Annotated in this window: 15 protein-coding genes; 2 read left to right on the plus strand and 13 right to left on the minus strand. The window is 47.4% G+C overall.

The genetic code is table 11. The features are described 5' to 3' along the window. Positions 1 to 854: 854 nt before the first annotated feature. The 5 genes from AXFE_RS21060 to AXFE_RS08475 form a co-directional block, all read right to left on the minus strand. Positions 855 to 986 (minus strand): hypothetical protein, encoded by a 132-nt coding sequence (locus AXFE_RS21060; protein WP_268749151.1) that lies wholly within the window; start codon positions 984 to 986, stop codon positions 855 to 857. A gap of 295 nt (positions 987 to 1,281) precedes the next feature. Beyond that, a complete protein-coding gene (locus tag AXFE_RS08450; RefSeq protein WP_052605449.1) occupies positions 1,282 to 1,542 on the minus strand; it encodes a hypothetical protein in 261 nt (86 codons plus the stop codon). A 158-nt stretch (positions 1,543 to 1,700) separates the two neighbouring features. Further along, positions 1,701 to 2,951, minus strand: coding sequence for an ATP-binding protein (locus tag AXFE_RS08455; RefSeq protein ID WP_052605450.1), 1,251 nt, complete (start codon positions 2,949 to 2,951; stop codon positions 1,701 to 1,703). A 1,244-nt stretch (positions 2,952 to 4,195) separates the two neighbouring features. Then, the gene (locus AXFE_RS08470) at positions 4,196 to 4,477 is read right to left on the minus strand and encodes a type II toxin-antitoxin system YafQ family toxin (protein WP_052605452.1); all 282 of its coding nucleotides are present in this window, start codon (positions 4,475 to 4,477) and stop codon (positions 4,196 to 4,198) included. Beyond that, the gene (locus tag AXFE_RS08475) at positions 4,464 to 4,727 is read right to left on the minus strand and encodes a type II toxin-antitoxin system RelB/DinJ family antitoxin (protein WP_052605453.1); all 264 of its coding nucleotides are present in this window, start codon (positions 4,725 to 4,727) and stop codon (positions 4,464 to 4,466) included. Before AXFE_RS08475 ends, AXFE_RS08470 begins: the two co-directional genes overlap by 14 nt. A gap of 754 nt (positions 4,728 to 5,481) precedes the next feature. On the opposite strand from AXFE_RS08475, the gene AXFE_RS08480 reads away from it, so the two are divergent. After that, positions 5,482 to 5,772: a nucleotidyltransferase family protein gene (locus AXFE_RS08480; protein ID WP_052605462.1), complete on the plus strand. Its 291-nt coding sequence runs from the start codon at positions 5,482 to 5,484 to the stop codon at positions 5,770 to 5,772. Then, positions 5,769 to 6,122 carry a HepT-like ribonuclease domain-containing protein gene (locus AXFE_RS08485; protein ID WP_052605454.1) on the plus strand — a complete coding sequence of 118 codons (354 nt, stop codon included), beginning with the start codon at positions 5,769 to 5,771 and terminating at the stop codon, positions 6,120 to 6,122. Before AXFE_RS08480 ends, AXFE_RS08485 begins: the two co-directional genes overlap by 4 nt. Before the next feature lie 372 nt (positions 6,123 to 6,494). On the opposite strand, the gene AXFE_RS08495 is transcribed toward AXFE_RS08485, so the two are convergent. The 8 genes from AXFE_RS08495 to AXFE_RS20415 all read right to left on the minus strand — a co-directional run bounded on the left by AXFE_RS08495 (position 6,495) and on the right by AXFE_RS20415 (position 11,879). Then, positions 6,495 to 6,773 carry an alkyl sulfatase C-terminal domain-containing protein gene (locus tag AXFE_RS08495; protein WP_052605456.1) on the minus strand — a complete coding sequence of 93 codons (279 nt, stop codon included), beginning with the start codon at positions 6,771 to 6,773 and terminating at the stop codon, positions 6,495 to 6,497. After that, the gene (locus AXFE_RS08500; RefSeq protein WP_052605457.1) at positions 6,764 to 7,264 is read right to left on the minus strand and encodes an alkyl sulfatase dimerization domain-containing protein; all 501 of its coding nucleotides are present in this window, start codon (positions 7,262 to 7,264) and stop codon (positions 6,764 to 6,766) included. The genes AXFE_RS08495 and AXFE_RS08500 overlap by 10 nt, the downstream gene beginning before the upstream one ends. A gap of 77 nt (positions 7,265 to 7,341) precedes the next feature. Continuing rightward, on the minus strand, positions 7,342 to 7,578 hold the full coding sequence (locus tag AXFE_RS08505; protein ID WP_052605458.1) for a hypothetical protein: 237 nt from the start codon (positions 7,576 to 7,578) through the stop codon (positions 7,342 to 7,344). A 507-nt stretch (positions 7,579 to 8,085) separates the two neighbouring features. Continuing rightward, positions 8,086 to 9,150, minus strand: coding sequence for a helix-turn-helix domain-containing protein (locus tag AXFE_RS08510; RefSeq protein ID WP_052605459.1), 1,065 nt, complete (start codon positions 9,148 to 9,150; stop codon positions 8,086 to 8,088). 120 nt (positions 9,151 to 9,270) lie between these two features. Then, positions 9,271 to 9,558 (minus strand): type II toxin-antitoxin system RelE family toxin, encoded by a 288-nt coding sequence (locus tag AXFE_RS18445; RefSeq protein WP_082058597.1) that lies wholly within the window; start codon positions 9,556 to 9,558, stop codon positions 9,271 to 9,273. Next, positions 9,542 to 9,898: a type II toxin-antitoxin system Phd/YefM family antitoxin gene (locus tag AXFE_RS08515; RefSeq protein WP_200891234.1), complete on the minus strand. Its 357-nt coding sequence runs from the start codon at positions 9,896 to 9,898 to the stop codon at positions 9,542 to 9,544. The genes AXFE_RS18445 and AXFE_RS08515 overlap by 17 nt, the downstream gene beginning before the upstream one ends. Before the next feature lie 393 nt (positions 9,899 to 10,291). Next, a complete protein-coding gene (locus AXFE_RS08520) occupies positions 10,292 to 11,569 on the minus strand; it encodes a type II toxin-antitoxin system HipA family toxin (protein WP_052605460.1) in 1,278 nt (425 codons plus the stop codon). Next, on the minus strand, positions 11,562 to 11,879 hold the full coding sequence (locus tag AXFE_RS20415) for a helix-turn-helix domain-containing protein (RefSeq protein ID WP_052605461.1): 318 nt from the start codon (positions 11,877 to 11,879) through the stop codon (positions 11,562 to 11,564). The genes AXFE_RS08520 and AXFE_RS20415 overlap by 8 nt, the downstream gene beginning before the upstream one ends. Between the last annotated feature and the right edge of the window lie 42 nt (positions 11,880 to 11,921).

An 11,921-nucleotide genomic window follows, 5' to 3' on the forward strand; every position in this document is an offset into this window, starting at 1 on the left:
AAGACTGAGATGGACTGCTTATCAATCCCTGGTGCTCCTCGATTGGCTTTTGCCTCTTTGTATGCTTTAAGTACGACGTACTTGTCTTTTGTCAAAAGCTTTTTCTTGTCGTGGTCTTGTCATTTGATCCCTCCCCCTCAACTTTTTACCTTGAGAAGTTGTTCATTTGCCAATTACAACTAGATCTGCTGTTTACTCCATCTCTTTTGGCCTTACATCCTCATTACAAGGACTTCGTAGCTACTACGGGATGGTCCGCCCCCAATCCATAGGCATTTGGTACTTTCCCTCTTGTTGATCTGCAACTTGTAGGTTTTTCCTCATCTTTGGGCTTAGCCCATGTGGGCTTAGCCAAGAACGTCTAGGACTGGGTTCTCATGTTCCACATAAACGCCTGATGTTAAGCTCACGCCACCTACACGCCGGATGCCCAAGGAGCACTAATTGGGTTAGTCTCCAAGTTGTCCCGAAAGTTCGACGTCCCTCGGTTTCGACATCATCCATACCAATTTCGAACGCTTCGTCAGTGGTTTGTTTTCACTCGTCTTCTTAACTCATACCTGAAAGAGTCATTGCTCTAACTTTTCCGTACCGCTTTGGACAACAGTCTTTAGCTAATGCCCCGTACGGTGGTTTGGAATCTCCTCCCAAAAGGCGATCCCGGAGGGCCTACCTCCATCATCTATGTAGCATTGCAGTGTGATTGTTATCAGCTTCTACATGATTTACAACCTCTTTCATTCATGACGCACGTCGAAAGTAGGGCTAGGATCTCTTGACGTTCTGATTCATCAAGGGCAAAGCTTGGTTTAGCCTTAATGACAAAGGGACGCTTGTCATGGGTATTCTCACCTTCAGCCTTGGAACCTCTGGTAGCTGCGTAGTGACAGACCGAGTTCCTTTACCGCTAGTCGTAATCTAGCTCCAGCATTATGAGCTTCATCAACAAGTTCTACTGCTAATAGGCGATCTGAGGGAGGGATCATTGTAACCCCTTTGTCCCTCGCCAGAATAGCCTCGGCTTTTCCTTGGCTATACCAGCAATGTGTAAGTTTCTTGCTGTGCCTTTTCTTTTCTATTTAGCTCTATTTCAATTATTTAAGCTTCAAGCTTCTTTGACTTAGCCTTCTCACTTGCAGCTTCTCAATGGCCATTAACGCAGATCGGTATTTAGAAGTGGTTTCACCACTTCTATCATTCGCCTTTGAACAGGTGATTCTCCAGTTATCAAGCTCTTGTTTCAAAATTCCATTGGTTCGAAGATATTGCCCGAGTTGCAACTCACTCATTGCTGCTGTAGCAAGTACGCACCTGGAACTTAGCTTTTGAGCTCCACGTATGTGTCGGGGTTCCCTTTACTGGGTCCTGGCTAATCAGATCAGCTTCTACTTCTTTTTTCCATTGGTAGATAGTTGCACTTGGTATCTTGCTTTCTTTAGCAAGTTGGGAAAAAGCACCTCTTGGTGTATTTGGATCTGAAAGGAGCGTCCTTATTTTTCTGAAAACAGCTTCCTTTTGATCCTTTGGATAAAGTATCATCATTCGATCCGAGTTCTCGCCCTATGGGGTTGTACATATTTTACTTGAGCAGATGCCAACCATCCTGACACCTAGGGGTACCGCACATCGTGATTAAGCTTCAATCTAAATTGCAAATACTCCGAAACTGCCTGCGGCGACCACTGCGATAGCACGACTAGCTAGGGGCCCAATGCAGCCAAAGCAATTACTGCCACCCCATCCGGCCTCATGTAGCTGTAGCCTCCGGGCGTGATCACGCCTAGCATGCTCGGTTCACCTGTTTGATCTCTATCAATCTTTCCCACAAACCTCAATAGAGAAGCTGCACCTTCATCGATGCGCCCAGCGCCAAGCTTTACTTCGAATGCAGCCCAACGCCCATCACGCAACTGCACAACTGCGTCGACTTCTTGTCCCCCTTTGTCCCGGTAATGAAAAACCTCACCATCTAGGGGCTGCGAGAACACGCGCAAATCACGGACGACTAGCGACTCAAACAACAATTCGAGCAACTCTAAATCCCGAACTAATCTCTCGGAAGTAGCTCCCAATGCAGCCACCGCAAGCGATGGGTCAACGAAATGACGCTTAGGCGAATTACGAAGCATTGTACGCGAACGAAGATGTGGCGACCATGCTGGCTGATTTTCTATCACCATTAGGCGTTCAAGAGCGTCAAGGTAAGAGACGACCGTGTTATGAGCCAATGGTCCAGACTCCCCTCCCGCCTCATAGCCCAAAACTCCAATTGCCACTTCGGTAGCGACATTGCGAGCAAAAGATCGTAAGAAGCGTTTAAGTCGTTGTGGGTCTCTATATGCCCCTGCCAAACGTTGAACGTCTACATTACAAATATTGTCAAGATAATCACGCACCGAACGAGCAGCGACGCGTGAAGAAAGTTCAAGATTTCGTGGCCAACCACCGCGTACTATCAGATCGGTAAGGTCCTGAAGCGAAAGCGCAACTTCGCCCGACTTCGGGGCCTCCCCTTCCATAAGGTTCGTAAGAGAAACCTGACCAGTGCTAAACCCCATCTCAAGCAACGTCATAGGTCGCATAGTCAAGATAGAAAATCGACCTGCGCCACTGTGGCGCTTAGTATCATCATTCGGAACTGACGAACCAGTAAGTATGAACTGACCAAATGTCCTGCGCTGGTCAACCAGCCTACGCACATCGTTCCAGATACTCGGCGACTCCTGCCACTCATCAATCAATCTCGGAACAGCGCCTTCAAGCACGAGCAACGGATCAACACTAAGAGCCCGCTTTGCTTCAGTATCAACATCAAGCATCACAGAACTCTTGGCTAATCTAAGAGCAGTTTCCGTCTTCCCGCACGCTTTGGGCCCCTCAATCAGTACCGCACCGGTCGCTGCCAAGCGTTCAATCAGTTCAACATCGGCGATCCTGTCCCTATACAACATTTTTAGCTTTCCATAAAACGTAACACATAGAGCTTAAGCGACACATTGATGGATTTGGCCGAAATACATTGATAGATTTGGCCGAAATACATTGATGCTCGAGGCGGTGAACGCCATCGGCTTCAGCCCACACAATCTCAGCGATCTAACTTCAAATGAGCCACTACTAAAGCGAGAACGGAAATGCCTGTGCCAGAAAATGAGAAAGGTGGACTCTATGGGTAGTCGAGGCTTCTGGAGTTACAAACTCAAAGGTGACACTATACCCAAGGTTTTCGCAAACGTTGATCTCATGGTCTCTAGTACTGTTAGCTCAGTTTAACCGGTAAAAGTAAGCCTATCTCAGTACTTAATGTTGCAACTGAAGTGCAGTTAGACCTGCTGGATGCAATTGTGGAAGCCAAACTGCCACGGTGGATCCTGGATGACCTACCCTAAATGTAAGAATACTGTCAAAAATATAATTGGGAGGATTTGTCGTGAAGGGTAATGACCTACACCAGATCGAAAATCCTCTTGGCGTCGAATCAGCTTGTTCGATTACTGATAAACCTCTCGGCGGTGGCCAACGGTGTAACGACAATTAGCAGGACTCTATTATCGATTGTGTAAATGATCCGGTAGTCACCTACTTTTTAGCCTAAAACCATCGCGACCCCTGAGCTGGCGAGAAGCAGGGGGACGTGAATCTCGAGCGAGAAGCTCAATCGCTCCCTGAATCCGGGGTTGAATTGAACGATCAATCTTTCGAAGTTCACGAACTGCGCAAGGCCTAAGTTCGATTTGATACCGCCTCATGACCAGCTGAGATCTCTCTTTACTTGATCCCAGGGAATGTTAATATTCGGTTCGTCACGGGCGATATCAAACGCGGTTACATCACGTGACTCTTCGAGCGCCTCGACCATTTCGTCGTATTGGCTCGGGCTTATCACCGCTGCCGCGCGCCGGGAGTTGTCGGCGAGTTAGTTTGTATTCCATCACCTACAACAACCCACTGGTGAGTACCTTTAAGGCCAATACATGAGATGGAGCCAAACTGTTTTCTCGTAAAGGCCAACTGCATCTTTGAACTGATTTTGCATGAAGCCGAAAATCTGACATGTCATCGTATTTGAGGTAGTACCAAGCCATAAATGTACTGGTAAAAACGGATCGTTATGGTCGGGTTAACAATGGTGTGGCGTTTCCACCATTGTTGGATCTGTAATCTAATCAACCACTTTGAGATCTTGAGCTGAACCCTACAGTCCGAGTTCGGAATGCGAACCAAGCCTCACTAGTTGCACGCGATCCGGATTTGATTTTCTGTATATGAGCACTAAATCGGGTCTAATATGGCAGTCGCGATGATCACTCCATTCTCCCGCAAGCGGATGGTCTTGATATCGTTGTTCCAAAGGCTCGTCATTAGCTAAGGATTGCACGATACTGTGAAAGTCTCTTTCTAGGGTGAGCCTATGTTTCCCCTTTGCTTCTCGCTTGTAATCGCGTTTGAAAGCATTGGTAGTCTCAATCAGGCGCATTCAAATCTGCCATCAGTTCCTCAACCGTTGCAAAGGAGGGCAGATTACCCCGTCGTGCTTCTTTCATTGCCTCGATAGTTTCTTCATTGGGAAGCAGTGGATCAAAAGGTAGAGCGTGCTCAGTAGCGACTCTAGTCAGGAGTAGACGCACTGCGTCAGATACGGTTAGCCCCATTGCTTTTAAGACAAGAGCGGCTTCTTCCTTTATGGCACTATCAATACGAGCCTGAACCAGCGCATTTGCAGGCATAATGGCCTCCTCTACTGAATTACATTGTAATACACCGCTGGTGTATTACCAGGGCAAATTGGTAGATTTCGTGCTGAGCGCTAATGAATTAGATCCAGAAGCATAATTTTCACCCGGGGGTACTCAAGAGGGTAAGTCGCCTGTGGCGAAGACGTGGAGCAGTAAGTCATGGATACCATGTTAACTCTACTTTCGGGCACCACCCCATGAAAGCCCAGTTCATGACTATATTGGCGACTGTGGCGGGTTCCCATTTAATGGTCCAAAATGAATGTGATCTTTGGATCGGGTTGTTTTTACACATTAGTGACTTTAAGGCAAATCCATAGAGCTTTTTTGATTAATTAATAGCAGCTGGTTGTTGAGCCTGTGGGCGAAGGTCAAACGGTTGGTGTAAACGCGTAGCGTTTTCCACACTTTACATAATGGATACAAAACTCACATTAGTGGTGGATTGATAAATTGGGAGCCTTTCAAGAGGCTTTATCTGATTTAGATGCTTACTTTCCACCCTTAAATCCGAAGACCCACTAATCGGAGCCGGCCAAGGCCGCTGGTCACATTTCAACTTAACCTTGCCTTTCCGCTGCAATCGATCTCTGATGCGTAACATTAGATTCGGTCAATAACTATACGGCGCTACCGCATGGCGCCTCATCGAGCGCAATCGGGGCGATTCAATTCTAAGATAGTACTCGAAGAGTTGAACCCCGCAGAACTTTTAAACAGGTTGCTTCTACTAGGTGGTTTTTTGATGCGGCCGTCTGAAGTGCTCGAAATGAATCGAAGACAAGTGCGCGACTTAGTTAGCAGCTATCGCACTTCGAATCCTCGTGTCTTCGGATCAGTGCTGCATGGCACCGATAAAGAGGGCAGCGATCTTGATATACTGGTCGACGTTTTACCGGGTGCGACGTTACTGGATTTGGGTGGCCTGCTCGATGATCTCGAATCGCTGCTTGGAATCCATGTAGATCTTGTGACACCAAGAGATTTGCCTTCAAAAATTCGAGCGAAGGTACTCGAAGAGGCCAAGGCTGTATGAACGAAAATCGCCTTCCGGATTACCTTGAGCACATGAAGCAAGCCGCGGCGGACGCATGCGCCTTCGTCGAGGGGTTAGACAAGGCAGACTTTTTTGGTGACAAACGTACACAACAGGCCGTCATCATGAGTCTCGTTATAGTTGGCGAACCAGCAACCCTTATCATGGGACATTACTCGAAATTTGCGCTGGATCATGCGGAAGTACCATGGCGAAACATGCGGGGTATGAGAAACCAAATTGCTCACGGCTATTTTGCCCTAAACCTAGAAGTAGTCTGGGAGACAGTAAGGTCAGATTTGCCAACGCTACTCAGTCAGCTACCTTTATTGCAACGGGATGCCGCTTAGCTCGGCGTATCAAATGGTCGAGTTGAAGGCTTGAACACCAAGTTCTGCTCGATCATGGCCAGATGCTACGGACTTCATTCTGCTGAGGGAACTCAATCGTTGGTGATGCTATCTTGTGGACCAATCGATCTCAGACTTCCGTTCGAGAGGGCGAGTTGATCCACATGAAGGTCAGGAGAGCCCGTCAACTTTCAATTTACAAAAACCTGCGACAATAAACTGCTCGTCAAAAGTGGCGACTGCGCCAAAGAGCTCTCTTCTGACTAAATCCTTGATAAACCTAACAAATCTGGGAAGTGCTGCCTATGAACAAAAGGATGTTCATGCACATGGGCAGCCCCTAGTGGCACGAAGAGACTCTCTCAAGCCCCACTAAGACAGTGCGATATTAGAGTCCACTTCGAAGTTGTCCAAAAGGCTAAAAAAGTCAATCAATGCGCCAACATCGCCATCTATAGTTACCTGCTTTGAACCTATAGCATCGATCATGGCAAGCTTTTGGCTAAGGACCAGATCCTCCAGCACATGGCGATCTAATCGAATGGTAGCTGTAGCCTCGAGATCATGGCGGCCTAGGTAACTAAGCGCACTATTTTCTAACCACAGGACCCACTTCTCGCCGGTATCAGGAAAGTCCCAATTTATAGCCATATTGCACCCCGCGCATTTGGACCATTGAGACGGACTCCAAAAAGATCAAAGCTCATATCGATAGACATCGAAGAGAGAACTTCAAAATTTGCCCCAATTCGGGCCGTGAGAACAAATGAGACCTCCGAGCCAAGCTCTAGCGCTCCACAAAGGTAGAAGTTACGCCAGGGGCCAGATTCAGCCTGATAGGCAAGCTGCTCATATGTCGAAGCAAGGAGTTGACGCGCAGCGATATTCTCTGGTTCGCTAAAGACCAAATGAGTAAAGGCTTGGCTGACCCTCCTATATTTTCCAAGGCCATAGTCGCGCTGTACTCGTTCTAGTAGTGCCGCAGCTCCACCCATATATTCAACATAGGCCTCACCGGCCTCGCTTGGCGGAAGAGGATTGAGATTGGTGGGATTGCCATCAAAAAATCCTAAATATTTCTGATAAACCGCCTTCGAGTTGTGACTTAGCCCTAGTTGTAAGGATGGTTGGCTTATGCTCAAGTAAAGTATGTATAACCCCATAGGGCGAGAACTTGAGGAATGAACTCACAGAACTGTCGGTACCCAGATGGGCGTTTCTAGTATTTTTCGCAATACTCATCGAATAGAAGCTTTTGCGTTGACAGATTGGATTTCGACAGTTCGGCGATAATTGCGTCTCCATCGGGGACCACCTCTTCATTTGACCTTGGATCTGGACTTGTTGGATAGCAGATAGCTCCTATCCGCTCATCGTCAGGTTTGTGTGCTTGGAGAATCACACCCCGCCACCTTCCAATTTGGCGAGATGCCGTTATTTGGTATCCACCTTCCATTTCTTTGAACTCATCTAAGACTTCATCTCCAATCTTTGCGATTCAATTCAAACGTCAAGAGACATTAATCAGATCGATTTCTAGGTGATCCAGAAATTTCGGCGGGCTGGTCCAAAGATTGTCGAAAATTCAGGTGAATGTGAATTGGGTACCTCAATCGCTAAGGATGAGCTTTTCGCCTAGCCAATTCTGATCCCACACCACAAGTGATGGATATCATTAATTCCAAAGCAAGCGCTTCGGAACTCCTTTGTCCTCGCTTTGTCTTGCTAACACGCTTAGCGAAACCGATTCGGTATTCGTATCACCATCCCAATGTTGGGTTCTTCGTAGGTTGACGTTCTAGCACTATCAGTTCATCCAAACTGTATTTGAAGAGATGCCAACCATCCTGACACCTAGGGTCAAAGAGGATCTCTGGTACGAGTACCTTTTAGGGAAGCCTTTCAATAGCCGGAGCAATGCCACCATCCACCAGATCTATGAGCACGTTTGCGTCCGAGACTATTAGTCGCATGTCGAGGCAAAGTCGTGTATCTTGTTGAATTCATCGATTGAGATACCTAAGAGCTCGGCAGCCTTACTCGACCCAATGTATTCTTCACTCAATGCACGAAAGATGAGCTGTTGAAATGAGTAATCGATTTCCGGCGGATACTGTTCTCCTGGTTCAACTTTACTCCAACCATTTTTCCGAAACATTATCATCATCGCCTTGCAACGGTCTCGACCTAATATTCCAAGATCAAGGGCTCGATAAAGAATGCCTGCCATACTCAATCCAAATTCAGCCTTTAGTAAAGACAATTCCTTGACATCTATACTCCTGCGACTCGCTCCAAGACGTTCAACTACAGTCGCTTTAGGCAAAAGCAAAGCCCCGGCAAAGCGATTGCAAGCCCGTTCCATATCCAAATCTGGCGATATACTCTGACCAGCAAGTACTATATGGCCGAACTCATGGGCTATTGTGAACCGATGCCTATCCCCAGTAATGTTTTTAGAGACGACTATTAGGTGTGTCTCACCAACCATCGCTGATAAGCCATCGAACCTTGCAGGAATAGGGACAGTCGTGAAGATCACTCGGATCCCCTGTTCGATTATGACCTCAACCAAGTTTGAAATCGAACCTAAACCTAGCCCCCAATCACTACGAACCTCGTCAGCGATCGTTTCGATATCGTCATAACTCGTGGCATTCACGGACCAATTGAATTGCATTTTTTGAAATTTGCTTTGAAGCGATGGTAGGAGCGACTCAAGTTCAAATAACCGTTCTATTTGCTCCATAACGTCAAATTCAATCGCGCCAAGCTCTGATTTAGAAAAGCCCTGCATCTTGCGGTACTCAATATTCGACAGTTCATAAGCTGCAGGGCGTAGAAAGTACTCGACGCGAACTCCCAAAGCACGCGCGAGTTTTATAAGCATGGTTGATGAGGCCGTTATTAAACCGTTTTCATATTTGCTCACAGCTGTATGCGAAATTCCGATTTGCTCTCCCAGTTCCCGTAGGGATAGACCAGAGGCTTTCCGAGCGCGTTTGATGCGATCGCCTATTGAACTCATTTCACCATGCATAGTTTACATTTTAAAACAACGTCGTGTTTTTTGTAAACTATCGGGGTGAACCCAGGATAATCCATCCACGGAACAAACAAAGACGATGTTCTACCGACGCCCGAACGGTTAGCGTCTCGTCCTGTATGCGTCGCACTCGTGCACTACGGCCGTTACCGTTACATTGCGCGACTCTTCATCAATTAGGTAAGGTATCCGATAGGAACTGCGACGAGCCGTAAAAATATGCAAAAGGGGCTCCTTCAAAGGCTTGCCAACTCGGTACGGATTATCTAGTAAGGCTCCAGTAATGAATTCGCATGCAGCTAGAGCCACCTTTTCCGGAAGCGTTTCAGCTAATGCGACTGACGCGGAACGTGCAATCTGCAAACTGTAACGATCATCTCGCGACGACACGTCGCCCTGACTTAATCATCGCTTGTCTGAGCTCTTCGGCGCCCAATGTATCACCTTCTTGATGACCTTCCAATCCCCTCTTGTGGGCTTCAAGAAGCAAAGTGTCTGACAGAACCGCAATTGTTTCAAAAATTGCGTCATAGTCATCAGCGCCAAAAAGAACCGCGGCACGATATCCGTTCCTGGTAATTTCAAATCGCCCGTGCGTCGAACTTACCTCTTCAATCATTTTCGACAATTGTGCGCGAGCATCAGCTAGTGGGACTGTTGACAAACTTACAATTATTGCGCTAATGGATTTTAGCTGCCTAAAATAGTGCGAAAAATTGCGTATATTCACGCTCGGGGCCTCGTGTCGAAGCGGCAAGAAAGAACCAACCTCTATCAACAAACGACGCTCCCCAAACCTTTTTAGGCGCCCAGAAAGCGCTCATACAATGGCCAATATCAGGCGTCACTACGCCAATCAATAAGAGGAAAATCACGGCCTGCCTCATAAGACCTTACGAGTATCTCCTACTTAGTAACGCTTATCTTTGCGAAAAGACTTATTGCTCTACCAAAAAATCCACAAGCACACCTAGAGATTAGGTTCCCGCTCCCCTATCTCTGGTATCTGTCCTTAGGCACCTTTTTTATACACGGTTGCCCGTTCCAGTTAGGTTTCGATCAAATCAAGTGCAAACCTATCGGTTAGGCGAAAAAACACCATTGCTAATTGGCGGCTTCGTTCTTAATTTCCGAGAATTCTTAAGCAGCGGCGAGCTCTTTCACTAACAAGGTCAACGAGGTGTGGCGTAAGTGCATGATTCAAGCTCAAATCATCTACTGCTCTAGCGGCATCCGCCATGGCGTCCGGTGCCCGTCGAACCAATTCCGCTACCCATTCGACTACCATATCTGGATCTAAGTCGAGATCATCTGCTACTTTTGGCCAGAGGTTCCTCATGAGTGCGACGAGGTATTCGCCACCGACCTTCATAGCCAATCGCAACTTCCGCTCATGGGTTCCATATGGTAAAGCTGACGCGATATCGTACAGGGGAGCCAACCTAATATCCCCTTGTGAAAGTACTAGAGAATAATTCTTCGCATGGCCATCAGTTCCACCGATAATCCAATTCCACGCTAGGGCGCCCACAAAACGTTCAATTGCGTCTTCCTTGCTCCTAGTGGACATCACTTGCCGAAAGAGATGGACGATCTCTTTCGGACCTGGGCCACCATCACTTTGATACTTATACGATGGCCATACCGATAATGCTTGACAGAGATCTTCTTGATGGATTCGCACGATTTCACCATTGACAACTCGCCGATCATAGCGTTCTATAACAAGCACTGGCTCATCTCCAAAGCTCATAATTTGCGACCGAGAAACAACCAGTCCTGCGCGTCGCGCTGCATCGAGGCAGAGGTGCTCATTTATATCGTGGCCATCGAAACCGCTAACCGCGGGTTTGAGGATGTGAGTCGTAGGAATCGACCCTGTTGGAACACCCCACTTACCATTCGCGAAGAGGAGGGCTGTCTTGGCTTGTGCGCCAGCCAGACTGAAGTGACCTTGGAAATATCGACCCAGCCATGAGGTAGTATCCGCCTTCAACTCTGAAAGTTGCCTTGCTAATTCGTCCTCATTCAACCAGGTCACGTGTCCGTTACGTTCTCGAACTTCATCAAGAGCCTCGGGAGTAGCGAAGCGAAATGCTCCAGCCACGTCATGGCCGATTGGCGTTGAGAGCAGCGAAAAGGCCGACGAGGCACCTACTTGATAGTATCGAGCCCATCGTGCAATAACAGCTTCATTATCGGGTAGAAGTCCACTTAACCAAGGAGATATCACGCTATCAGGATGCGACTGTACTTGTAAGGGCATAGATGCCGACAAAGGAGTAGAATTTTTCTTTCGGCGGTATTCATCATCGTAGTCAAAGCGGAGTCGCCCGTTATTCAGACGAGTGACTAGACCAGCGACTTCATTGTCGTAAACTACGCAGAGAGCATCACTCATGGTAGCGATGCTCTTCGAGAAGTGAGTCAAGACTAACAGTTGGTGTGAACGTCTCTTCAATGTCCTGACTTATCATTATTGTCAAGCCGAGGTATTCCAAGACTCCTAAGACGAGTGCAAACTCTGCTCTTGGTTTGCCTCCCTCGAACTCGTAGATCCACTTACGGGAAACACCGACCATCTCGGCAAGTTCAGCCTGACTAAGACCAAGATCTTTCGACGACCACGCACTCCGCTGCAACGTCGCGGATAGATCGAACTCGCATAAATATCCCTTTTGACACCGATCAGTTTCAAGTATAGCATGCAACCGATCGGTATCTTAAGCTTTATGTGATCGTTCGGTTTCACC

The organism is Acidithrix ferrooxidans (assembly GCF_000949295.1).
Lineage (GTDB): Bacteria > Actinomycetota > Acidimicrobiia > Acidimicrobiales > Acidimicrobiaceae > Acidithrix > Acidithrix ferrooxidans.